We start from the raw sequence: 24,317 nt of genomic DNA, 5'->3' as shown, positions 1-24,317 counted from the left end.
TCAGCGGTCTGCGGGCGGAGTCGAGGTGACCGGAGTGCCTGCGTCGGGGAGCGGTGCGTCGGGTTCCTGAGGCGAGTCGTCCTCCCCATGGTCGTACTGCTCTTCGGCGTCGTCGTCACGGGCCTGGAGGGTTCCGCGCTGGAAACCGGAGAGCGAGGAGGCCGCCCGCTCCGCCGAGAACTCGTCGAGCGCGTCCTCGGACGTGCCGTCGGTCTCGGTGTCCTCCCGCAGCTCGGCGGCCAGACTGGTCTGCGGCACCCGGCGCGGCAGCGGGGTGAGCCCGCCCTTGCGCGCTGGGGCGCCCTTCTCGGCCTTGCCCTCACCGCCGCGGCCCGCCCCGACGAGGGCGGCCGGCCGGGGCGCGGGACCGGCGTCGGCGGTCCGGACCCGGGCCGCGACGGGCGGAGTCTCCCGGTCCCTGATGCGCTCGTGCACGGCCCGCTCCGCGGCGACCGGCCCCGGCACCTCGGCGGACGCCTTCTCCGCATCCGAGGAGTCCGTGTCCGGCGCCGCGAGTTCGCGTACGACGACATCGTGCGGGATCAGCACGATCGCCGTCGTACCGCCGTACGGCGAGGAGCGCAGCGTGACCTGGATGCCGTGCCGGACGGCGAGGCGCGCGATCACGAACATGCCGAGCCGCAGGTCGTCGGCGAGCGCTACCACGTCGAACTGCGGGGCCTCGGCCAGGTGTTCGTTGAAGGACGCGTAGTCCTCCTCGGACATGCCGAGACCGCGGTCCTCGATCTCGATGGCCAGCCCCCTGGCGACCATCGCGGCCCGTACGCCGACCGGGCTGGGCGCGGGGGAGTAGGCGGTCGCGTTGTCGATCAGCTCGGCCAGCAGATGGATGACGTCGGCGACCGCGGGCGGCGCGAGGTACACGTCCTCCTCGGTCTGCACGTCGACCCGCTGGTACTCGGCTACCTCACCGACGGCGCTGCGCAGGATGTCGATCAGCGCGACCGGCTCGGTCCAGCTGCGGCCGGGCCGTTCACCGCTGATGATGACGAGGTTCTCCTCGTACCGGCGCAACTGGCTCGCGGTGGAGTCGAGTTCGTACAGCCCCTTGAGGATCTCCGGGTCCTGGTGGGCCCGTTCCAGCGCGTCCAGCTTGGTGAGCTGGAGGTTGACCAGGTTCTGGCTCTGCCGGGCGATGCCCAGGATGACCTTCTGGAACCCGCGCCGGGTGTCGGCGAGTTCGACCGCGGTGTGTACGGCGGTGCGCTGCGCCGCGTTGAACGCGTGGGCCACCTGGCCGAGTTCGTCGTGGCCGTAGTCCAGCGGCGGGGTGGCCGACTCGACGTCGACCTTCTCGCCCCGGTTGAGCCGCGCGACCACGTCCGGCAGCCGCTCCTCGGCCAGGCCCAGGGTGGCCATGCGCAGCCCGCGCAGCCTGCGCGACAGGGACCGGGTGATGCGCCAGGACAGCACGATGCACAGCAGCAGCGCGACGAACCCGCCCGCGCTCAGCGAGGCCGCCTTGATCAGCAGCGACCGTGCCTCGTCGGCGCTGCGGGTGAGCAGGCCCCTGGTCTCGTCGTGGATCAGCGCGCCGTACTGGACGCTCAGTTGGTCCATCGCGGCGGACCACTGCTTCTGCTTGTCCGGCAGGGTGATCTTCCGGTCGACGCCGCCGCCGGGCGTGCCCGACGCGAGCACCTGGTCCTCGATGGAGGTCAGCGTCTTCCAGGCGGAGCCCGCCAGGATCGCCTCGGTACGGGTCTTCGCCGTGCCGCTCAGGGACTGGATCAGCTGGTCCTCGACGACCCAGCGCCGGGCGCTGACCAGCCTGACGTACGCCTCCCACTCCTTCTGGTCCAGACTCCCCGAGGTCCAGGCCAGGTTGAGCTGCGAGTCCTCCTGCGCGACCAGTTCGGCGGCCTGCTCCAGCGAGACGAGCGGGCCGGCCTGGGAGGTGAGGTCGCCGTCGTCGACCTGGGACAGCTCCTGGAAGGCGTGGATCTGGTTGCCGATGATCGACGAGTACTGGTCCAGCGCCTGCTGGGCGGAGATGTCGGTGAGCCTGTCGACCTGACCGCGGTAGTACTCCAGGCTGCCCGCCGCCGCGATCACCGAGTACATCCGCTCGCTGATACGGTCGGGGGCCTCCTGGATCGCCTTGGTCTGGCCGACCAGTTGAGCGACCGCCTTGTCCGTCACCTTGCGCTGTGCGTCCAGGGCGCTGCGGTCGCCCCTGGGCGAGGCAAGCCACTCGGCCGACAGCGTGCGCTCCTTCTGCAACGCCATCGTGGCATCGGTGCCCATGGCACCGGTCGCCTTGCTGAGCCCCGTCTGGTCCCGCAGCCGCAGGCCCTCCGAGAACATCTGAATCGTCGTCACGCCCCACATCGCGGCGAGGGTGACGCTCGGCACCAGTGCGAGCAGGATCAGGGAGAGACGTATGGAGCCGAGACGGCGCCGGGCACCTTTGCGTGGAGGCATCGTCGTCCTAGAGCGATCAGCGGTGAGCGGGAGTGACAGGTGACAGCAGACAGGAGGCGGCGGAAGCGGAACAGGCGTCGGAACATGTTTCCGGGTCCGCAGGATGCTATCCGTACAAGTGAACGTACGCACCGTGAGCCCCCAAAGCTTGGCGCAGCCGTTGTACGACGGTTGCCGCGCGGGAGGGTTGGGGAGCGAGCCGGAAGGGGATGCGGAAGGGCGGTGAACGGCATACGGGACGTGGCGGTTCAGCGGGTGCCGTCGGCGGCGAACCTCGCGACGTCGGCGATGTTCTGCTTGGTGACGAAGGCCGGCCCGGTGAGCACGGGAGCCGAACCGCCGCCGCTGAAGTTGCCGTTGGATTTGTACAGCCAGAGCGAGTCGACGGCGAGATAACCCTGTAGGTAGGGCTGCTGGTCCACGGCGAACTGCACATCGCCGCTCTTGACCGCTTTGACGATGTCGTTGTTGAGGTCGAAGGTGGCGATCTTCGCCTTGCTGCCCGACTCGTCCACCGACTTCACCGCCGCGAGCGCGAACTGCGCGCCCATGGTCACGACTTCGTCGATGCTCGAGTCCTGGTTCAGCCGGGCCGCGACGACCGCGGTCACCGTGTCCATGTCGGTGCCGTTGACGTACAGGTTCTCGGTCTCACCGGTGAACGTCTTCTTCACCCCGGCGCAGCGCGCCTCCAGGGCGACGTTTCCCTGTTCGTGGATGACGCAGAGGGTGTGCTTGACCTTGAGGGTGTCCAGTTTGTCGCCGAGGGCCCGCCCGGCGGTGCTCTCGTCCTGCCCGAAGAACGACATCAGGCCCGCGGAACGCCAGGCGTCGATACCCGAGTTGAGACCGACCACGGGTATTCCCGCGGACTTCGCCTGCGCGACCGCGCTCTTCATCGCCTCGGGCTTGGCGAGGGTGACGGCGATCCCGTCGACCTTGTTCTTGACCGCGTCGCGCACCAGGGCCGCCTGGGCGGCGGCATCGGGGTCGCTCTCGTACGTCAGCTCGATGTTGTCCTTGGCGGCGGCGGCCTCCGCGCCCTTCTGCACCCGCTCCCAGAAGGCGTCGCCCTTGGCGCCGTGGGTGATCAGGGCGACCTTGATCCGGGCGGTGCCGGCACCGGCGGTGCCCTGGCCGGAGTCCGACCCGTCGGATCCGGAGTCCGAACAGCCGGCCGCGAGAAGACATACGGCGGCCACACCGGCGGCAACGGCGGTGACACGGGCGGATCGTGCGGAACCGGAAGAGACGGGGGGTGTGTTCATGGGAGTGCGGCACCTCGCTGCGCGGCCGAGGAGGGGAAGGACAAGTAGAGGGAGAGGAAGGGCGAGAGGGGGAGTGGGTACGGCGAAATCTGCGCGATCGTCGGTCGACGTGCACTGACTGTCCGACTTTCGCTGGGGCGGAGCCAATCGGATGTGACGCCCGGTAGTCAAGTGAGCAACCAGCGGGAACCGGAGTCCACAAGCCGGTTCGGGGTGTGCCCGGCGCGTGTGATCCCCCTCGGTCGGTCCTGGGTAGTGTCTGAAGGATTGCCGGTGCGGAGGAGGAATGGAAGGGGAAATGGGACCTCCGGTTCCCTTTCGTGTCCCCGGTGTCCGGCCGAACCGTCATCAGGCAGCCTCGCCCGTCCTGCACCGAGGAGCGTGACGTGAACGAGTGGCTGATCTACCGAGGCACCGGACAACCGCACGACGGAGTCGACCGGCTCCCGGACCCGCCCGCCTGGCGCCGCTTCGACGGCGGCCCACTGATCCGGCCGCCGGCCGCCGCCGACACCGTCTCCACCCGAAGGCTCGGCCAGAGCCGCGCCTTCGCCGAGCACTACCGGCCGACCCCGGCCGAACTGGAGCTGGTCAACGCGGCGTTGTACCTGCGCCGCCCGCTCCTCGTCACAGGCGAACCGGGCAGCGGCAAGAGCACACTCGCCCATGCCGTGGCCCATGAACTGGGCCTGGGCCGGGTACTGCACTGGCCCATCGTCAGCCGCACCCAACTCACCGACGGCCTCTACAAGTACGACGCGTTGGGCCGCCTGCAAGACCTCCAGATCACGCGTCCGCGCGAACGCCCGGAGGCCGGGACGGTGTCGGTACTGCCCGGCCAACTGCCCCCGGAGGCAACCGACCTGCTCGCCCAGGGCATCGGCCGCTACCTCCAACTGGGCCCGCTCGGCACTGCGTTGCTCCCCACGGCGCGACCCCGGGTACTCCTCGTGGACGAGCTGGACAAGAGCGACATCGACCTGCCCAACGACCTCCTCGGGGTCCTGGAGGAGGGCGAGTTCGGCATCCCCGAGCTGGAGAGGATCGCCGAACACCGCCCGGCGGTACGGGTCCGCGACCACGACGGACGCTCCGTCGAGGTCCACGAGGGCAGGGTCCGCTGCCGCGCCTTCCCCTTCATCGTCCTGACGAGCAACGGCGAACGCGACTTTCCCGTACCGCTGTTGAGGCGCTGCGTCCACCTCCACCTGGAGCCCCCGGACGAGGACAGGCTCGCCGCGATGGTCCGCGCCCACTTCGGCGAGGACGCGGCCGAACAGCACGCCGACGTCATCGCCCGCTTCCTGGAACGCAGGCCCGGCGAACAACGAGCCGCCGACCAGCTCCTCAACGCCATCTACCTGACCCGCCACGCCCAGAACGAGGAACCGGGCACCCGCACGCACCTGGCGGACCAACTCATGCGGCCGTTGAATCGGCCGCAGAGGTGAGCGGGGGAGGGGGGCCGGCGGGGTCGCCGGATCTGCCGGATCTGCCGGATCTGCCGGAGCCGCTGGGGCAGCCAGGGCCACCGGGGCCGCCGGATCTGCCGGAGTCGCTGGGTGCGCCGGGGCCGTCGGAGTTGCCAGGCATGCCGAACCCGCCGGGGTCGCCGGACCAATTGGGCATGCCGGGGTCGTCGGAGCTGCCGGGTCTTTCGGGGCCGCTGGGGTCGCCAGACCCGCCGGGGTCGCCGGAGCCAGGCACGCCGGGGCCGCCAGACGTGCCGGACCCGCCGGATCAATTGGGCGCGCCGGGGCCGCCAGACCTGTCGGGGCTGCTGGACCCGCTGGGCGCGCTGATCCGGCGTCTGGGGGAGGCGGGGGGCAGGGTGGGGGCCACTGAACTCGCGGATGCGCTCTGGCTGGCGGGGCGGATGGCCGAGGCGGAGACCGGGGCCGAGGTCGAGGCCGGTGGTGGGGTAGGTGTCGGGACTGGCGGCGGGGGTGGTGCCTTCGGTGGCGACGGCCTCCCGTCGGATCAGGGGGACCGCCCGGTGGCTCCGCAGCTCCTCGCGGTGGTGCGGGACGAGCGGGCCGAGGGGACGTACCGCGGGCCGGGCGCCGAGATCCTCGTACCGACGGCTTCCGCCTTTCCGGGGTTGCTGTCCCTGGGGCATGCTCTGCGTCCCCTCCAGGGCCGGCCGGTGCCGGGCGGACCGTCGCGGCCCCGGAACGACGACGTGCTCGACGAGTCGCGTACCGCGCAGGCGAGCGCTGTCGGGGACCGTGCGCTGCCGGTCTTCCGGGCCGACCGGAGACGGCAGTCCCGGATGCAGTTGCTCGCCGACGACTCGCCGTCGATGGGCGCCTGGGAACGCACCCTGGAGGAACTGCGCCTCGCCTGCGAACAGTCCGGCGCCTTCCGGTCGGTGACCGTCCACCGGCTGCGCCCGCACCCCGACGGCGGAGTCGGCGTGCTGTGCCGGGCGGGCGGCAGCGAATGGCTCGCCCCGGCGGACGGTCTGCGCGACCCGAGCGGCCGGACCGTCACCCTGCTGCTCAGCGACTGTTCGGGCCCGCTGTGGCGACACGGCGCCGCCCAGCGGCTGATCCACCGGCGGCTGCGCACGGGCCCGCTGGCCGTCGTACAGCCACTGCCCGCCCGCCTGTGGCCGCAGACCCTGCTGCCCACCGAACCCGGCACCCTGTGGCGCACGGCGGGCCCCGGCGGGACGCTCGGCTTCCGGCCGTTCCGCGACCCGGGTCCCGGGGACCGCGGGGCGCTGCCGGTTCCCGTGCTGCCGCCGACCCCCGCCGCACTCGGCGGCTGGGCACGTTTGCTGTCGGAACGGTCGGCGGACACGCTGACGGTATCCGTGGCCATGGTCGGGCCCACGGACCCGGGAACGGCACCCGCTCCCCGTCCCGACCGCACCCCGGAACAGCTGGTCGAGGACTTCCGCACCACCGCCTCCCCGGCCGCCCGCCGCCTCGCGGTCTGCCTCTCTGCTGCGCCGCTGTCGTACCCTGTCATGCAACTCGTACAGCGCGCCCTGCTGCCGGGGACCGGCCCGGTCGAACTGGCCGAAGTGCTCTTCAGCGACCTGTTGGTGGAGGTGGCGGACGACAGCGACGGCCCCGGTCTCTGGTACGAATTCGCCCCAGGTGTAAGGGACTTGCTGCTTCGCCGACTGGAGCTGGACGAGGCCCGCGCGGTACTGGAACAGTGCTCGCGCTATCTGGAACGGGTGTGGGGAGCCCGCGCCCGGAACTTCCCGGCGGTGGTGGTCGGCCACCTCTCGGGGACGACCGTCCGGAACGGGGCCGATCGCCCGGACGACACCGAGGAGACTCCCGGCAGACCGGTCCCGCAGCCCTTCGCGGACGTACCCCGCAGGGTCCTGCGCAGATTCCAGCCCGGAGACGTCGACGGCACCCCGAACGCCACCACAAGTCGGTCGCAGTCGCAATCGCTGGCTCTCCGGCTGGCCCGTACCCGCCTCGCCCGCTACGAACGGCAGGGCGGCATCCGCGACCTCTGGGACGCCGTACGCATCCTGCGCGCGACCGCGCCCGGCGCGGAGACGGCGGCGCTCCTCGCCGAATGCCTACTCGGCCTCTGGGACATCCACCGGGACCGCGCGGTGCTGCGGGAGGCCGAGGACACCGTCCGCGCGGCGGCGGACCCCGCCGGCTCGCCGCCGGCCCAGACGCACCTCGTCCTCGGCAGGGTCCTCAGGGCCCGCGCCACGACCGAGCCCGACGACGAGGCGAGGTCCCGCGCACTGGCCGAGGCGGCCGAGAGTCTGGAGCGCGCCTACGCCCTGCTGCGCTCCGAGCCGGGCCCCCTGCTCGACGTCCTGCTCCACGTCGTCGAGGTCGTCCGCGCCCGCTACCGACTCCTCGGCGACCGACGGCTGCTGTACGGGGCCCAGGTGCGGCTCGACGCCCTGCTGGAGGGCTGGCCGGGCGAACACCCCCTGCCCGGCACGGCGTTGCTGGCACGCGGCGGGCTGCTGATGGAACTGTGCGCCAACGCGCGCGAGCGCGACTCTGCCGACGAGGCACGGGCCCTGGCCGTCCAGGCGGCGGCCGACTTCGAATCGGCCGCGAAGTCGGCGGAGCGGGCGGGGGAACCGCCGGGGGTCGTCTGCCGGGCGCAGCTCGAACTGGCCGCGGCTCGGGCGGTCGTGACGGGGGATCAGGGGGCGGAGGGGGTTGTCGGGGCCTTGGGGGAGGCCCTGCGGGCCGCCGGATCAGGCGCGCACACGGGCGAGTTGAGGCTGCGCGCGCTCTGGCGGCTGGCGGAGGCCCACATCGCGCGCTGGACCCGCAGCGCCGAACCGGCCGAACTGGACACGGCCGACGGGTTCTTCGCCCAGGCACAGGCACAGCTGAGCACCGACGATCCGCGGCGCCCGGAACTGCTGGCGGCGCGGGGCGGTGCGGCACTGAACCGGGCGGCCCACGCCGACGACGTCGCCGGCGCCGACGTCGCCACGGACGCCGTACGCGTCCTGCGCGCCGCGCTCGCCCAGACCCCCGAGAGCGACCCGGCGCTGCCCGCCCGCCGACTCCTCTTCGCCCGCGCCCTGCACCGCCACCACGAACTCGGCGGCTCGCTCACCGACCTCCACGAGGCCGAGTGGATCCTGGCTCGCGCGGCACGGGGCGCCCGGACCGGCGGTGACGCCCGGACGGAGGCGCTGGCGTGGCTGGAGCGGGGCGATGTGCTGCGCGCGCTCGCCCGTCCGCAGCACAGCACCACGGAGTACGAGGACCGGGCCGCGGAGTCCTACCGCCGCGCCGCGTCCGCCGCCGAGGCGTCCGACGACCTCCTCGTGACGGCCCGCGCCCTGCACCGGCGCGGCACAGTCCTGGAACGCACGGCGGGCCCGTCCCACGCCCTTGACGCGTACCGCGCCGCCTGGGTCGCCTGGCAGGGGGCGGGCGGCGACGCGCGGCACCCGGAGGCTCGTACGACGCTGGAGCGGATGCGTGCGCTGACGGCACGGTCGGTCGGTACAGGTTCGGCCTGATTCGATCGTTCTTTCGGTCATGTGCCTCAGGTGGGCCCGAAGAAAGGTTTCCTTGTGCTCCCCGCACGGGTAATTGCCGATGGCCGACGTGTCTGGGAGGAGCACAGCATGTCGAATCCTGCGATCGATGAGCCGACCGCGTGGGATGAACCCCTGCCGGATCTCACGGGGGTCGAGTGGGGCGAACTGCCGGGAACCGGCAGCCACCCCGCCCTGAACGGCGTCCTCGCTGAACTGGAACTGAGGTCCCGCGCACCCGATTGGCCCGTAGCCGTGGCTTTCTACGAGGACTCGCCCTGACGCAGGGCTGCCGCATCCGACGGACGTGCGATGCCCCGGGGAGGTGGCGGCGCGATGTTCCCTGTGTCGTGCGAGCAGAACCGCTCCACGCTGGGTGAGTTCCTCGCGCCCTGGCCGCTGTCGGTGCTCGACGTCCCGGCTCTGCGCCGTACCGGTCTGCGTCCGGTGCCGGTACGTCAGTTCACCCTCAAGGTCCACAGCAGATGCAATCTGACCTGCACGTACTGCTACATCTACCACGGGGTGGACGGCTCCTGGCGGGACCATCCGCCCCGGGTGTCCGCCTCCGTCATGCGGCAGACCGCCCACCGCATCGCCGAACACGTGCGCACCCATGAACTGAGCGAGGTCCGAATCGCCCTGCACGGGGGCGAGCCGCTGCTCTCGGGCCCCGGTGTCCTGGTGGACTACATCCGGACGATCCGGGCCGCCCTTCCGGCCGACTGCGCACTGCGCGCGACCGTCCAGTCCAACGGCACCCTGCTCACCGAACAGGCCCTGGACCGACTGGCCCAGGAGGGCATCCGGGTCGGCCTGAGCCTGGACGGGGGTACGCCCGCGTTCAACAGGCGCCGGGTCGACCACGCGGGGCGCCCCTCCTGGCGCAGGGCCGTACGCGCCGCGCGGCTGCTCGCGCGGAACCCGCAGTCGTACGCCGGGCTGCTGTGCACGGTCGACGTCACGGCCGACCCCGGCGAGGTCTACCGCTCCCTCGCCGCACTCCGGCCCCCGGTGCTCGACCTGCTGCTGCCGCACGGCAACTGGTCGAATCCGCCACCGGGACTGCCGGTGCGCGCCCCCGAAGCGGCCCGGACCGGCGCCCGGGGCGCCACCCCCTACGGCGACTGGCTGGCCGCGGCCTTCGACCAGTGGTGGGGCAGCCGCGCGAACGAGGGTCCGCCGCCGCGGATCCGGATCTTCTCCGAGATCATCGCGCTGCTGCTGGGCCTGCCCAGCGCGTTGGAGGCCGTCGGGCTGTCGCCGACGGCGGCGATCGTGGTGGAGACGGGCGGGAAGATCGAGCAACTTGATTCTCTCAAGCAAACCTACGAAGGGGCGGTGGTCACTGGACTGGACGTCTTCCACAACTCCTTCGACGAGTCGCTCGACCATCCGGGTGTGGCAGCGCGCCAGATAGGAGTGGCGGCCTTGGGTGTCACCTGTCGGGCGTGCCCCGTGATGGCTGTTTGCGGTGGCGGGAACTATGCCCATCGCTATCGTGAAGGGAGTGGCTTCAGACACCCCTCGGTGTACTGCCACGACCTGGAACGACTGATCCGGCACGTGGCGGCCGCGCTGGCGTCGGCGACCGGAAACGAACGTCCTGTTCCGGCCGTTTCGGCTCGTCCTCCCACGGCAATGCCTTAGGGGCTATGAGCTGACCAGATGACTGTGCCTGACTCCGGGACGCGGCCGGACGGCACGGAGTAGGGAGAGAATCCGAATGGCGGACCGGGCCGGGGGAGCCAGGTCCCATGGCCACTACGTCATCAGTTACGCGGGATTCAACCGGCCGTGGGCCACGTGGATCGCGTACCAGCTGGAGCAGTTGGGCCATCGGACGACACTGTTGCGCTGGGACCCGCCTGTCAGCATGCCGTTGACCGAGGCGCTGCGCAGTCTGCTGGACGCGCCTGGACGGATTCTGCTCGTTCTGGACGACTGGTACTTCAATCTGGGGCCACGCAGCGACGAGGAGTGGATCGCGGCTCTTCGCGAGGTCGTGCCGAAACACGAGGACCGGTTCGCCGCGGTCAGTGTGGCCACCCGTGCCATCCCGCCCGGCGGCGAGCGACTGCTCCCCGTCGACCTGCGGGATCTGGACTCAGGCGAGGCCAGACGGCGGATCCTGGTCCGTCTGGGGCTGCCGGGCGAGGAGATGCCGCCCAGCGGCGACTCCGCTCCGCGCTTCCCGAACGATCCGCCGGCCGTGGTCAACATCCCTCGACGGAACCTTCGTTTCACCGGCCGTGACATGGCGCTCGACGAACTGCACTCCCGGCTGAACCAGGACGGAGACGGCGTTTCGAGAGTCGCGCTGCGCGGGATCTCGGGCGTGGGCAAGAGCCAGATCGCGATCGAGTACGCACACAGGTTCGGAAATGATTATGACGTGGTGTGGTGGGTCAACGCCGGGTTCCGGGCCACAGCCCGCGAACAGTTCGCCGATCTCGCGGCCCGGATGCAGCTCTGGGTGGGCTCGGAACTCGGCGAGCGGATCCGGGCCGTCCAAGAGGCGCTGCGCACCGGGAAACCGCACGGCCGCTGGTTGGTGATCTTCGACAGTGCCGACGACATGGCGCAGGTCGAGGATCTGCTGCCCGAGGGCAACGGCCATGTGCTGGTGACGACACTGACCCAGGACTGGGCCACATCCGGCCGCCTCTCGGAGATCCAGATCCTGCCGTTCAGTCGTGAGGAGTCGGTCGCCTATGTACGCCGTCGCGCCCCTCGCCTGACCGAGCGGGAGGCCGACAGGCTTGCGGAAGCCGTGCAGGACCTGCCCCTGCTGTTGGCGCAGACGGCTGCCTGGCTGGACGCGAACAGGATGCCCGCCAAGGACTACATCGAACTGATCAGCAAGGGTGGCGCCAACCAGATCGGCATCCGTATCTCGGACGACTACCCCATGGGGTTCCAGACGAGCTGGTCCATCACGCTCAACACCCTGGAGGCGAACTATCCGGAGGCGTACGAACTGTTGCGCCTCTTCGCGCTCTTCTCGCCGGACGCCATTCCCGTGCGCCTGATCCAGAAGGCTCGCCCCTCCGACCTGCCCGATCATCTCGCTTCGCTCGCGGCCGACCCGTTCCGCTGGTACTCGGCGTTGCAAAGGCTGTCCGAGTCCACTGCGGTACAACTCGTCCATGAGAGTTCGTCGGAGGACGAACCCCTAGTGGGAGGCGCGACCATGCACCGGCTGTACCACAGTTTCCTGACCAGTACCTTGCCGGAGGAACGGCGGGAAGCGATGTCCGCCGTCGCCTGTGAAGTACTGTCCAGTGAGGATCCGCGGGAACCCGGCAACGTCAAGAAGTGGTCCACGTACGCCGATCTGCTCGCACAGCTGGAGACCTCGGGGGCACTCGACAGCACCAAGCCGGAAGTGCGCAGACTGGTGCTGAACTGCGTCGAGTACCTGAAAGCACGCGAGGAAGGCAAAGACGGACTCGCGCTGTGCGAAAAGACCCTGCCCCGTTGGCGGAGCCGTCTGCAACCGGACGACCCCGACATGCTCCGGCTGACCCACCAGCACGCCAACATGCTGCGTCGCGTCGGACGGTTCAGGGAGGCCGAGGCCGTCGGACGGGCGGTGGTGGACCGATTGACCCAGGTCAGAGGGGCCAGCGACCCCGAACTGCTGCGGGCGAAGAGCGGCCTCGGCGGTACGCTGACCGCTCTCGGCTCCTACCGGGAGGCGCACCAGCTCTTCCAGGAAGCCGCGCGGGTCGACGGCACCGATCCGCAGAAGGGCCTCCAGGAGCAGTCCAACCTCGCCGTGTCGTCGGTGCTGCTGGGCGAGTACGCCAGGGCTGCCGCCCTGCACCAGAGCATCCTGCACACACGGCAGCGGCAACTGCCCGAGTCCCACCCGAAGACGTTGATCTCGGGGCTGTACTACGCCTGGACCCTCCGTCTTCTTGGTGACTACGCGGAGGCCCGGTCCCGGCAGGAACACAATCACCGGCTGTTCAAGGAAGGCATGGGCCAATGGCACGCGAGCACCCTCCTCGCGGAGCACAACCTCGCACTGTGTCAGCGCCGGGCCGGGGATCTGGAGGGGGCGAAGAGATCCATGTCGGGTGTGGTGGCACGCAGTCTGCGCAAACGTGGATCGCGCCACCCCGACACACTTCACGCCCAGGCGGACTACGCCACCTTCCTGCGCGAACACGGCGATCTGGACCAGGCCCGCAAACTGGCCGACGAGGTGGCCACCGGTTATCGCGGTCTCGTCGGTCCCGATCACCCCTTCACCATCGGTACGACGGGCAATATCGGCCTGGTCCTGTGGAAGTACGGCGAGCGTGAGGAAGCCCTGAGGATCGCCGAGACGGCCTGGAGCGGAATGGCCGCGGCGGTCGATGCCGACCACCCCTGGTCTCTCGGCTGCGCCCTCAACCTGTCCGGCGCCCGCAACTACGCCGGAGACGAGGAGGGTGCCGCGCGGCTCAGCGCCGAGACCCTGGAACGAGCCGCGGCGACCATGGGCGAGAATCACCCCATGACCCTGTCCTGCAAGGCCGCCCTCTCCGCCGATCTGAGGTCGCTGCGCCAGGGTGACGAGGCGGCCAGGCTGGAACAGGAGGCTCTGCACGTGCTCACGGAGAAGTACGGTTCCGGCCACCCCCATACGCAGGCGGTGGGTCGCCGGGAGCGCCCTTACTGGGACTTCGAACCGCAACCCACGTGACCGATTCCCGTTACTGGCGCGTCATGTGACACACCGTCGCCGAGACTGCTAACGTCGCGCCCGTCACACGCGCGCTTTTTATCTCTCACCTGGAGAAGGTTTGCCTGCTCCTCAGGGCGCGGCGCCTTCTCTCAGCGCCTCGTATCGAAGCGGTCGGTCGTTGCCGGATTTCGACGGTCTGGATCTGGCCATCCTGGCTGCGGATGTCGATCATCCCGTCCTGGCCGAGGTGGCCGAGACTCTTTGTCGGCGGGCCGGATCTCCGGCTCGCGGCGCGTTCTACGAGGATGCGCCCTATGTCCCGGTCGAGCGGCCGTTCCTGCTCCCGTGACGGTGGCGCCGCCTCCGTGGCCCGCCCAGGGCCTGGACGTCCGAGCGGCCAGGCGTGCCATCGGCGTCGGCCCCACTCCCTTCCAGCAGTTCGTGCTGAAGGTCCACAGCCGTTGCAATCTCGCCTGCACCTACTGCTACGTCTACGAGGGCCCCGACCAGAGTTGGCGTGAGCGTCCCCGGGCCGTACCGGCAGGAGTCGTGGACGCGGCCGCCCAGCGGATCGCCGAGCACGCCGCGGCTCATCAACTGCCCGACGTGCATGTCAATCTGCACGGCGGGGAGCCCTTGCTGTCCGGAACGGAAATCCTCGTCCGCTATGTCGCCGCCGTGCGTCAGGCGGTGGCCGAGCGAGCCGGGGAGTCGTGCCGGGTGCATGTCACCATGCAGACGAACGGCACGCTGCTCAACGACGCAGTCGTCAGCGAACTCGCCGCAGCGGGCATCAGGATCGGGGTGAGTCTCGACGGCGGGTTCGCCCGGCACAACAGGGGGCGTGTCGACCGCCGGGGGCGCCCTGCCTGGCCCGCCGCCACTCGGGGGTTACGGGTACTGTCGCGGCACCCGGACTCGTACGCCGGAATCCTCTGCACCATCGACCCCGCCGCGGACGCCGTGGAGGTGTACGAGTCGCTGTTGGCGTTCGCGCCGCCCAGTCTGGATCTGCTGCTGCCGCACGCCAATTGGTCGGCGCCGCCGCCGGGCGCCGGCGGTCCCGCGCCCTACGGCCGATGGCTGGCCGTCGTCTTCGACCAGTGGTTCGATGCCGGGCGGATGCGTACGACCATTCGGCTGTTCACCGAGATCATCGGGCTGCTCATGGGAGTGGCCAGTGCCACCGAGGCGGTCGGGACCTCGCCCGTTGTGGCGGTTGTCGTCGACACCGACGGGGCGATCGAGCAGGTCGACTCCCTCAAGACCACGTACGCGGGCGCTCCCGTCACCGGGTTCGATGTCTTTCGGCACGCCTTCGACTTGGCGCTCGACCATCCCGGGATCGCCGCCCGCCAGCTCGGGATCGCCGCGCTCTCACCGACGTGCCGGGGCTGTGAGCTTGTTGATGTGTGCGGGGGCGGGAATTACGCCCATCGCTTCCGGGCCGAGTCCGGATTCCTGAATCCGTCCGTCTACTGCCATGACCTCGAGCATCTGATCAGGCATATTGCCGGGCGGCTCAGCTCGGCCGTGGGGGACGCACGATTGCGGCAGGGCTGAGCCGCCGTCAGAATCCCCTTAGAGCCGGGGGACTTGGGGGCGGGGGATTGAACAAGGTGTTCATCAGCCACAGCACGCGCGGCGACTCCTATGCCACAGCGGTGCGCTTACAGGTCGTCCATGGGCTGCGTGAGCGCGGATACGACGTCCTGGTCGATGCCGACGGACTCCTGCCGGGGGAGAAATGGCATCCGCGGCTGTACGAGTGGCTGTTGGAATGCCGGGCCGCTGTCGTGTTGCTCAACAGGACGGCGCTCGCCTCGGGTTGGGTGCACCGGGAAGTCGACATCCTGATGTGGCGCCATCACTTCAACCAGTCGTTCTTCGTCCTTCCCGCGGCTGTCGGCGATGTGACCCCGGAGGACATGGACCGGGCCGGGTTCGAGGACCTGATGTCCCTTCAGCTCGTGCAGCGGGCCGGGGCGGGCGACGCCGAGAAGGAACCGCAGGATCCCGCCGAAGCCGCGGCGGTCATCGTACGGGCGTTTCCCCCACTTCCGTCCCTGCCAGAGGACGACGACCCCGTGCGGCGCTGGGCCGAGGACATCACCGCACAGTTGAGCCAGGTGCGTACGATGAGCCGGCTCGCGCGGATGGGGCGAGCCCTCGGGATGCACGACCGGCATCTGGCCGGAGCCCCGGTCACGGATGTCAGCTGTGGTTTCCTCGCCGCGCAGATGCTGCACACGCACAACGCTGTGGCACTGCGCAACGCCGTCGGGGAGATCGCCCGGCACATGGACAGCACGGCTCTCGACCAGCTCGTCCGTCTGCTGTTGCCGGTCTGGATCGACGCTACCTCCGCCCGGCACGTGCTGCCGGGCGGTGACGGCACCGGGCCCCGCACCGTCGTGCTCAGCGTGCGCAACCCGGACACCGGGGAGTACTACCTGGGCCGGGCCTTCTGCATGGACTACAGCCGCTATTGGCCCATCGTCGTCAGCGCTCCGCCTCCGGGCGAGGAGGACCCGGAGGAGGAGCTCCGGTACCGGTGCGAACGGACCATCAGGGCCCGGTTCGGGATGACCGACCGGGAAAGCCTGGCGAGTGCGCCGCAGTTGCCCGACTGCGACACCTACGTGGTGATCTTCGCCGAACACTGTTCCCTGGACGAGGCGGAGCGCGTCGTCGACTGGCTGCACGGACAGATTCCCTGGTTGCACATTCTTCTCATTCCGCGGGACGAGCTGACGGACGACGACCCCAGACCCGGGCGGCTCGCAGACGCCTCCTTGCTTGTGCCGCCGTTCGGGGCCGACGACGAGCGCATCGCGATCAGGGTCGCCTACGGGATGTTGAACGACTGGGGTCATGGCAGGGGCGGGGACGACGACAGGCCCGGGCGGCCCCGGGGAAGGGGATGAGCCCGATGACGGAGCACCGGAGCCCCGAGGAGTCGTTCCTCAGCCCCGACCGGGGGGACGGCGAGATCTATGTGATGTCCCCACGCATCGACGAGGCGGTGATGGTGGCCCTCGCCACCGGACGGCCGTTGCTCCTGCGTGGTCGGCCCGGGTCCGGGAAGTCCTCCCTGGCCCCATTCATCGCCCGACAGCGCGGCTGGCGGTACTACGACCACGTCATCACCTACGCCACCAGGTCCACCGAACTCCTGTGGCGCTACGACAGCGTTCGTCGGCTCGCCGACGCGCAGGCCCATCGGCAGGGGGCCGTCGGTCTCGACGACGCCTCGTACGTCGAACCCGGCGTGCTGTGGTGGGCGCTGGCGCCACAGTCCGCGGCACGGCGAGGGCGGTCGGCCGGAGAGAGGGCGCCCGGGTCCGAGTGCCTGGACCCGTCCGCCGAGGTCAACGCCGGGCGCAGTCCCGATCACGCCGTCGTGCTCATCGACGAGATAGACAAGGCCGATCCCGACGTACCCAACAGCCTTCTGGTGCCGCTCGGTTCGCATCGATTCACCGTCATGGAGACCGGCACCGAGGTGCGGCTGGAGCGGCCCACCGGAGAGGTCGACCCGCGCTTCTCCCGGCATCTCGTCGTCATCACGACCAACGACGAACGTGAACTTCCGCAGGCCTTCCTCCGGCGGTGCGTGGTGGAGACGCTGCCCGATCATGATGTGCCGAGCCTGGTCAGGATCGCCGAGGAGCACATGAAGACCTGGCACGGAAGTGCCGGTGACGGCGAACTGCGGCTGGCCGAGGCGCTCGCCGTGGAGCTGGGCAAAGTGCGGGAACAGGCCATGACCATCGGGCTGCGCGAACCCAGCACGGCCGAGTTCCTGGACGCGCTGCGCGCCTGCCTCACCCTCGGGATCACCCTCGGCAGCGAACGCTGGGAGTGGCTGAAGAACTGTGTCCTCATCAAGCGCCAGCAGATCGCGGGGGACGAGTGGTGAGGCCGGTGCCACGGGAGATCTGGCTCGGTGACGTGGTCCGCGCCGCCACAACCCTCGACGTCACGGACAGGAGCGGCTGGGAACGCGTGGCCGCCCTCCTCGGCCTCGGCCCGGGCACCGGGCCCACGCCTCCCGCCGAACCGTCGACGGACGTGACGGCCTTGCCGCAACCGGCTTCCGCCCCAGGACAGAGCGGCCCGGTCGGCGACGGAGATCCGCGGCCGTATGCCGAACCACCCGACGCCGCCCGGCCCGCTCGTGCCGACGAGGAGTCCACGCTGCTCGTCCCCGTCGGCCACCGGCCGCCGCGCCGCACCGGCTGGGCCGTCGACCCGCTGCCCGCTCCCCGGTCCGTCCCCCTGGCCGAAGTGGGCGCGGCCCCGCACCTGCCACTGCTCGCCCCCCGCTCGACCGCGGCCGTGCTCCACGCGGCCCTTGCCCGTGTCACGCCTGAAGGCGACCTCGACGTCGAACGGGCCGCCGACCATCTGGCCCGCGGACTGCCCCTCGCCGAGATTCCGCGCCGCCCCCTCCCCACCCTGCGCTACGGAGTGCAGATCCTCGCCGACATCTCCGCCTCCATGGAACCCTTCGCCCGGGATGTCGAGGACGCCATCGAACAGGTCCGAAGCCTCGTCGGCGTCGCCGGAACCAGGGTGCTGCGCTTCGCCGACTGCCCGTCCCGAGGTGTCGGCGCGGGGCCGCGCGGCACTTGGCGGCCCTACCAGCCGCCCCAGCACGGCACTCGGGTACTCCTGCTGTCCGGCCTCGGCAGGATCGGCCCGGTGTTCGACCCGCACCGCAGCACCGAACACGAATGGCGGGAGATCCTGCTCCGGATCAGGCAGCACGGCTGCGACACCGTCGCCCTCGTGCCGCTTCCCGAACGTCTCTGGCCCGCTTGGTGGCAGTCCCGGTTACGGGTGGTCGCCTGGGACCGGGGAACCACTGTGGGGCGGGTTGTCGGAGGGCTCCAGGGAAGCGGCGCGGGTGGTCCCCCATGAGCCCCCCGGCCCGCCAGGGCCATGAACTCGCCGTTCTGCTCAGCGTCGCGAGCCGTATAGAGCCCGAACTGATGCGTGCGGTACGGATCACGGTGGCGCCGCTGCTCGATGTCTCGGCCGAGGTCGACCTGTGGTTCGGGAACCTTGTGGAGCGGCGCGGGTACGGCTATGTCTCGCTCCGCGGCGACCTGTTGCCGTCGCTGCGTGCCGAACTCGCCGACCGGCTTGCCGGTTCACCGACCGGGGCGCCCGTACACACCCTGTGGTCCGTGATCGAACGGCTGCACAAGCATCGTTCACCGGCGCTGTTCGCCGAGGAGTGGGCCACCTGGCTCGCGATCCGGGACGGTGCAGGCGCCGACCGGGCCATCGAACGGGCGCTGGAGCCCGCCCTGCGGGCCCTGGTCGAGCAGGGCCGGGACGGGGTGGCCCGCTGGTTCGCCGGTGCCTGGCCGCGGCTGCCCGAGCCGGTCCGCCGTACCACCACCGCCTGGCAGCTCGCCACGGTCACCAGTGCCCGGCTGTCCGGAGTGACCCTGCGTCCCGAGCTCCCGGAACGCCTCTCGGTGACCGATATCGGACTGATCGCGGCCCGGCTGCCTCGTGTCCCGCTCCGGGTACGCCGGTACGGGCCGGATCTGCTGCTCGGTGAACGGGCCGACGGCGTGGGCGGGTTCACCGTCGAGGTTCCGGACACCGACCCCAGAGTGCTGGACCTGCTCGACGACCCGCTGCCCCGAACCCTGCTGGTGAGGCGGGGCGCCACCGTCACCGAACGCGTCGGCTGGGGGCCCGTACAACTGCTCGCGGCCGACGGCGCCGTCTACGCCCTGCCCGCTCCCAGCCCCGTGCTCGAACAACCGGCGCGGAGGCGGAGGTCCGCCGAAGCCGACCGGCGGATCACCGTCGCCCACACCGGCGCCAGCCAGGCCTGGGGCACCTGGGTCGCCGATCAGGCGGAGGACGCCGGGTTCGGTGTGACGGCGGTGACCTGGCATCCGGACCCCGGACGGGTGCTGTGGGACGAACTCGGTGAGCTGCTGCGCGGACCGGGGCGGACCCTGCTCGTGCTGGGGGACACCGACTGCCGGCTCGGCGGCCGGAGCGACGCCGAATGGAACGCGGCCCTGCCCGAAGCGGCCGCCGACTGGCCGGGACAACTGGCGGCAGTCCTCGTCGGCGCGGGTGAACGGCCCGCCGCCGTCGGGGCGTTGCCGCTGGCAGACCTGCGGGGAGTCGACCAACGCGAGGCCGTACGCCGCCTGTTCGACCTCCTCGGTACGCCGCTGACGGGGGCCGGCACCGGAAGCGGCGACCGCCGAACCGTCGATCCACGGTTCCCCGGCACCGCACCCGCCGTCTCCAACGCCCCGCATCGCAACCCCCGGTTCACCGGGCGCGAAACCCTTCTTGCCCGGATACGGCAGACCCTGCTCGCCCCCGGCCAGGAACCCGGTGCGGCCGACAGCCACCGCTGCGTGCTGCTCGGCCCGTCCGGCACGGGCAAGACGCAGACGGCCACCGAGTACGTCCACCGGTACGGCAACGAGTACGACGTCGTGTGGTGGATCAGCGCCGGCTTCCAGGGCACGGCCCGCGAACAACTCTCCGAACTCGCACCGAAGTTGGGCCTCACCGCGGGGCAGGGCATCGGCAACCGGATCCGCGCGGTCCAGGCGGCGCTGCGTATCGGACAGCCGTACCACCGCTGGCTCCTGGTGCTGGACCGTGCCGACGACATGACCGAGATCGAGGACCTGCTGCCGGAGGGCGTGGGGCACGTCCTCATCACCTCCAACAGCCGTGCCTGGGCCGACAACGACCGCGTCCACCGCATCGACGTACCCGCCTTCTCCCGCGCGGAGTCGATCGCGTACACGAGGAGTCGCGCCCCCCGGCTGAACCTCGCCGAAGCCGATCTGCTCGCGGAGGCTGTGCAGGACCTGCCTCTGCTGCTGTCCCACACAGCGGGCTGGCTGGACGCTCACCCCATGCCCGTCGCCGAGTACCTGGAGCGTGTCCACAACGGTCACCCCGCCAGGCTGGGGCAGCCGGGCGGGGGTGGGGCCGGCGATGCGGCCGGGTATCCGCAGGCGCTGGAGAGCAGTTGGTCGATCACGCTGGAGTCGCTTCAGCAACGCCATCCGGCGATTGTCGAACTGCTCGAACTCTTCACCTGCTTCTCGCCGGACTCCGTCCCCGTACGGCTGCTGCGGACGGAGTATCCGACCGGCCTGTCGCCGCGTATCGCGGCCCTGGCCGCCGACCGCCAGGCGTGGGACGGGGCGTTGCAGATGCTGGCGGAGACATCGGCGGTGCGACTGGTGTTCGGCGACGACGGGGTCGAGCGGGCCGAGGTGCACCATTTCTACCACTCCCTGCTGCGGGACGGCCTCAGCGAGGACGAGCGTGATCTGTTCTCGCAGGTCGCGTGCGGTGTGCTGGCGGCCGCCGATCCGGGCGACCCATTGGACACCCGGACCTGGTCACGCTATGCCGAGCTGATTCCACATCTGGAGATCTCCGGAGCATTGGACAGCGCCCGCGACGCGGTGTCCGGGCTGGTCCTGAACTGTGTCGAGTACCTGCGCGGCCGTGGTGAGGCACGCACAGGGCTGAGGTTGTGTGAACTGACCATCGCGCGGTGGCACAGCCGGATGCCACCGGACAGCAGCGAGATGCTCATCCTCACCCACCAGCACGCGAACATGCTCCGACGGATGGGGCGTTACCAGGAGGCGGAAGCGGTGGGGCGGACGGTCGTCGACCGGCTGTCGGAACGGCGGCAGGCTGAGGACTACGAACTGCTGCGCGCCAAAAACGGGTTGGGCGGAACCCTGGTGGCGTTGGGGGCGTATCGCGAGGCATCTGAGCTGTACGAGGACACCGTGCGTGTCGAGACGGCAGTGCACGGAGCCGAGGGCATCCGGAGCCGGCAGATTCGCTCCAACCTCGCCAACGTACTGGGCCTGCTCGGGCGTTACGACGACTCGTTGAAGTTGTACACCTCGATAGTCGCGCGGCTGCGGGAGGAGGTGGGCCGGAGACACTACCGATCGCTCTACAACGAACTGCGCTGCTGCTGGACGCTGCGCCTCCTAGGTCACTATGGGGAGGCTCTCGTCCGGCAACAGGCAAATCTGAGCGACTACCACCAACTCATGGGCCGTTACGGCGTCAACCCGATGGTCGCCGAACACAACGTGGCCCTGTGCCTGCGCCGCTCCGGCCAACTGCCGCAAGCGGAACGGAGCATGCGCGAGGTGGTGGACCTGGCCCGCCAGCTCTACGGCCCCCGCCACCCCCAAGCCCTCTTCGTCGCCGCCGACTACGCCTCCCTGCTCCGCGAACACCGCGACCTGGACCGCTCCTGGACCCTCGCCGACCGGGTCGCCCGCGACTACGCGGACCTGCTCGGCACCGCCCACCCCTTCTCCGTCGGCACAGCAGGCAACGTAGGCCTCACGCTCTGGGAGTCCGACGACCGGGACCAGGCGCTCCGCATCGCCGAGCGCGCACTGCGCGGGATGACCGCCGCGATGGGTGCCGACCACCCCTGGACGTTGGGCTGTTCGCTGAATGTCGCCGGAGCGCGCAGCCTCGTGGGGGACCCGGAGGGGGCTGCCGGATACAGCCGGGACTGTATGGAACGGTCGGCGCGGGTGGTGGGCAGTGCGCATCCCCTGACCCTGATGTGCAAGGCGGCGCTGGCCGCCGACCTGCGCGCCCTCCGCCAGACCGACGCCGCCGACCGCCTGGAGCGGGAGACGCTCGGGCAGCTCGTCGAGGCGCTGGGGCCGGACAGCCCGTTCACCCTGGCGGTGCGCCAGGGTGAACGGCCTTACTGGGACTTCGAACCGCAGCCGGAGTGACCACAGGTCCCCTGTCGCTCCTACGGCTTCCGAGCCACCGCCCCATACATGGCGATGTCCTCGTCCCTGATCCCCTCGCCGCTCGTCTCGTCCGGGTGCCACTTGTGGACCTGGACGATGCCCGGCTCGACCAGCTCCAGGCCCTCGAAGAACTCCTCGGCCTCCGGGAACGTCCGCAGGCGCATCGGCATGTTGCGGGCCTTGTACTCGCGGGCGACGCGGCCCACCTCCTCGGGGGCGAACTCGGCGGTGCCGATGGACATCGCCAGGTAGCTGCCCGAGGGGAGGGGGTCGAGGAGGCGGCGGACGATGCCCACCGCGTCGTCCTCGTCCAGGACGAAGTGGACGATCGCGATCACCGTGAGCGCGACCGGCTTGGTCAGGTCGAGGGTCTCCCGGAAGTCGGGGGAGTCGAGGATGGCCTCCGGGTGCTGGAAGTCCGCCTCGATGTACGCCGTCCGGCCCTGCGGGGTGCTGGCCAGCAGGCCCTGGGAGAGGGTGAGGACGATCGGGTCGTTGTCGACGTAGACCACCCGGGACTCGGGGGCCACCGACTGGGCGATCTCGTGCAGGTTGGGGGAGGTCGGGATGCCGGTGCCTATGTCGAGGAACTGGCGGATGCCCGCTTCCTTGGCCAGGTAGGCCACCGCTCGGTTCATCCAGTCGCGGTTGGCCTTCATGTGGATCGGCAGGGCGGGCCACTCGTGCGACATGGCGTCGCCCGCTTCCTTGTCGGCGGGGTAGTAGTCCTTACCGCCGAGGATGTAGTCGTAGATCCGCGCGGAGTGTGCGTTCTCCGTGTCGATCCGGTCGGCCGGCCATCCGTTGTCGGGCACGCCGCCCCTCCCATTCACGTGGTGAGTCTGAGTCAAGTCTCAGTAGAAACAAGGCAGTTCAGTACGTCAGTTCAGTACATCAGTTCTGTACGGCAGGTCTGTTCGTCAGAGCAGGAAGTCTGCTGCACCCGCCTTCACACCGGCCAGGAAACTTGTCATCTCGTTCGGGGTGAAGACCAGGGCGGGGCTGTCGGGATCGGTCGACTGGCGGACGGCGACCCGGCCGTCGGCGAGCTTCATCACTTCGACGCAGGCGCCGCCCGCGTCGTCGCTCCACGGCTTGGACCAGCCCCGGGCGCCGAGTTCACGGGCGGGCATGCCGTTTCGTACGGGGTGGTGGGGGTGGGTGGGGTGGTGCATGTCAGAGCTCCTTGCGAATCGCACCGAGGATGGCCTCGGTCTTTCTGGCGGGCGCCGACTGCGCGCCCAACCGGTCCAGGGCCTCGCGATAGACGACGACGTCGTCGGCCTTGTCGAGATACACCGCGCCGACCAGACCGCTCAGATAGACGATGTCCGGCAACTCGGGTGCCCTGAAACGGAAGAGATGGAACGCTCCGGCCCGCATCGCGGGATGCGGGCCGTTGCCGAACGGCATGATCTGCAAGGTCACATGAGGCAGCGCGTTCATCGCGATCAGATGGTCGATCTGCGCGCGCATCACCTCCGGACCGCCGACCGGCCACCGCAGCACGGTCTCGTCCATCACGATCCACACCCGCGGTGGTGCCTCGCGGGTGAGCAGTTCCTGGCGCCGCAGGCGCAGTGCCACCCGGCGGTCCGTCGCCTCCGAAGAGGCGTGCGGATTGCCGGCCCCCAGCAGTGCACGCGCGTAGTCCGCGGTCTGGAACAGGCCCGGCACGAACTGCGATTCGTACGCACGGATCTGCAACGCCGCCTGTTCCAGGCTCAGATACGCGGCGAACCAGTCGGGCAGTACGTCCCGGTAGTTGTGCCACCAGCCGCGCTTGTTGGCCTCGCGGACCGACTTGAGGAACGTGTCGATCTCCTGCTGGTCCGTCACCCCGTACGTCTGTAGCAGTTTCTCGACGTCCGGCAGGCGGAGCCGGGCCACCTTGGCGGCTTCCATCCTGCGGATCGTGGAGTGGCTGACACCGATCGCCACACCCGCGTCCTCGTACGTGAGACCGGCGCGCGTCCGCAGTTCCTCCAGCTGTCTGCCGAGGATCATGCGCAGGACGGAGGGGGCGCCACCCCAGTCGGTCTCCGCGGTCACACCTACCCCCTCACACCGGGCTCAGGGTCGCAGTCTGTCACGATCATCTTTCGACG

General features: G+C 70.3%; 16 protein-coding genes. 11 read left to right on the top strand and 5 right to left on the bottom strand.

The window, feature by feature from the left end; all coding sequences use genetic code 11:
* Complete coding sequence (locus tag OG787_RS09635; protein WP_369034656.1) at positions 1-2,445, bottom strand: nitrate- and nitrite sensing domain-containing protein; 2,445 nt, start codon at positions 2,443-2,445, stop codon at positions 1-3.
* A 248-nt stretch (positions 2,446-2,693) separates the two neighbouring features.
* Positions 2,694-3,713, bottom strand: coding sequence for a substrate-binding domain-containing protein (locus tag OG787_RS09630; RefSeq protein WP_369034657.1), 1,020 nt, complete (start codon positions 3,711-3,713; stop codon positions 2,694-2,696).
* 386 nt (positions 3,714-4,099) lie between these two features.
* Between OG787_RS09630 and OG787_RS09625 the strand changes: the two genes are divergently transcribed.
* From OG787_RS09625 to fxsT (OG787_RS09575), 11 genes are all read left to right on the top strand, one after another.
* The gene (locus OG787_RS09625; protein ID WP_369034658.1) at positions 4,100-5,164 is read left to right on the top strand and encodes an AAA family ATPase; all 1,065 of its coding nucleotides are present in this window, start codon (positions 4,100-4,102) and stop codon (positions 5,162-5,164) included.
* Positions 5,165-5,544: 380 nt separating this feature from the next.
* On the top strand, positions 5,545-8,694 hold the full coding sequence (locus OG787_RS09620; protein WP_405534920.1) for an SAV_2336 N-terminal domain-related protein: 3,150 nt from the start codon (positions 5,545-5,547) through the stop codon (positions 8,692-8,694).
* A 108-nt stretch (positions 8,695-8,802) separates the two neighbouring features.
* Positions 8,803-8,994 carry a hypothetical protein gene (locus tag OG787_RS09615; RefSeq protein WP_405534919.1) on the top strand — a complete coding sequence of 64 codons (192 nt, stop codon included), beginning with the start codon at positions 8,803-8,805 and terminating at the stop codon, positions 8,992-8,994.
* Positions 8,995-9,048: 54 nt separating this feature from the next.
* Positions 9,049-10,362: an FxsB family cyclophane-forming radical SAM/SPASM peptide maturase gene (locus tag OG787_RS09610; RefSeq protein ID WP_405534918.1), complete on the top strand. Its 1,314-nt coding sequence runs from the start codon at positions 9,049-9,051 to the stop codon at positions 10,360-10,362.
* A gap of 76 nt (positions 10,363-10,438) precedes the next feature.
* Positions 10,439-13,408: an FxSxx-COOH system tetratricopeptide repeat protein gene (fxsT, locus tag OG787_RS09605; protein ID WP_405534917.1), complete on the top strand. Its 2,970-nt coding sequence runs from the start codon at positions 10,439-10,441 to the stop codon at positions 13,406-13,408.
* Between the two features lie 160 nt (positions 13,409-13,568).
* Positions 13,569-13,739, top strand: a complete 171-nt coding sequence (locus OG787_RS09600) for a hypothetical protein (RefSeq protein WP_405534916.1) — start codon at positions 13,569-13,571, stop codon at positions 13,737-13,739.
* A 2-nt stretch (positions 13,740-13,741) separates the two neighbouring features.
* Positions 13,742-14,953 carry an FxsB family cyclophane-forming radical SAM/SPASM peptide maturase gene (locus OG787_RS09595; RefSeq protein ID WP_405540454.1) on the top strand — a complete coding sequence of 404 codons (1,212 nt, stop codon included), beginning with the start codon at positions 13,742-13,744 and terminating at the stop codon, positions 14,951-14,953.
* A 56-nt stretch (positions 14,954-15,009) separates the two neighbouring features.
* On the top strand, positions 15,010-16,317 hold the full coding sequence (locus OG787_RS09590; RefSeq protein ID WP_405534915.1) for a toll/interleukin-1 receptor domain-containing protein: 1,308 nt from the start codon (positions 15,010-15,012) through the stop codon (positions 16,315-16,317).
* A 5-nt stretch (positions 16,318-16,322) separates the two neighbouring features.
* Complete coding sequence (locus tag OG787_RS09585) at positions 16,323-17,312, top strand: AAA family ATPase (RefSeq protein WP_405534914.1); 990 nt, start codon at positions 16,323-16,325, stop codon at positions 17,310-17,312.
* 5 nt (positions 17,313-17,317) lie between these two features.
* Positions 17,318-18,316, top strand: a complete 999-nt coding sequence (locus OG787_RS09580) for a hypothetical protein (protein WP_405534913.1) — start codon at positions 17,318-17,320, stop codon at positions 18,314-18,316.
* A complete protein-coding gene (gene fxsT / locus OG787_RS09575; RefSeq protein ID WP_405534912.1) occupies positions 18,313-22,188 on the top strand; it encodes an FxSxx-COOH system tetratricopeptide repeat protein in 3,876 nt (1,291 codons plus the stop codon). Before OG787_RS09580 ends, fxsT (OG787_RS09575) begins: the two co-directional genes overlap by 4 nt.
* Positions 22,189-22,208: 20 nt before the next feature.
* Here the strand turns inward: fxsT (OG787_RS09575) and OG787_RS09570 are convergent, their stop codons facing one another.
* From OG787_RS09570 to OG787_RS09560, 3 genes are all read right to left on the bottom strand, one after another.
* Positions 22,209-23,024, bottom strand: coding sequence for an SAM-dependent methyltransferase (locus OG787_RS09570; protein WP_369034665.1), 816 nt, complete (start codon positions 23,022-23,024; stop codon positions 22,209-22,211).
* A 105-nt stretch (positions 23,025-23,129) separates the two neighbouring features.
* Complete coding sequence (locus tag OG787_RS09565) at positions 23,130-23,384, bottom strand: DUF397 domain-containing protein (protein ID WP_369034666.1); 255 nt, start codon at positions 23,382-23,384, stop codon at positions 23,130-23,132.
* 1 nt (position 23,385) lies between these two features.
* Positions 23,386-24,261, bottom strand: coding sequence for a helix-turn-helix domain-containing protein (locus OG787_RS09560; RefSeq protein ID WP_369034667.1), 876 nt, complete (start codon positions 24,259-24,261; stop codon positions 23,386-23,388).
* Positions 24,262-24,317 lie beyond the last annotated feature (56 nt).

This window comes from Streptomyces sp. NBC_00075, from assembly GCF_045041225.1.
GTDB lineage: Bacteria > Actinomycetota > Actinomycetes > Streptomycetales > Streptomycetaceae > Streptomyces > Streptomyces adonidis.
The sequence above is the reverse complement of the archived record's forward strand: the minus strand, read 5'-3'. Positions and strand labels throughout refer to the sequence as shown.

Coding starts and splice junctions, on each gene's coding strand:
- fxsT (WP_405534917.1), top strand. CDS start 10,439: ATGGCGGACCGGGCCGGGGGAGCCAGGTCCCATGGCCACTACGTCATC.
- OG787_RS09565 (WP_369034666.1), bottom strand. CDS start 23,384: ATGCACCACCCCACCCACCCCCACCACCCCGTACGAAACGGCATGCCC.
- OG787_RS09635 (WP_369034656.1), bottom strand. CDS start 2,445: ATGCCTCCACGCAAAGGTGCCCGGCGCCGTCTCGGCTCCATACGTCTC.
- fxsT (WP_405534912.1), top strand. CDS start 18,313: ATGAGCCCCCCGGCCCGCCAGGGCCATGAACTCGCCGTTCTGCTCAGC.
- OG787_RS09585 (WP_405534914.1), top strand. CDS start 16,323: ATGACGGAGCACCGGAGCCCCGAGGAGTCGTTCCTCAGCCCCGACCGG.
- OG787_RS09630 (WP_369034657.1), bottom strand. CDS start 3,713: ATGAACACACCCCCCGTCTCTTCCGGTTCCGCACGATCCGCCCGTGTC.
- OG787_RS09610 (WP_405534918.1), top strand. CDS start 9,049: ATGTTCCCTGTGTCGTGCGAGCAGAACCGCTCCACGCTGGGTGAGTTC.
- OG787_RS09615 (WP_405534919.1), top strand. CDS start 8,803: ATGTCGAATCCTGCGATCGATGAGCCGACCGCGTGGGATGAACCCCTG.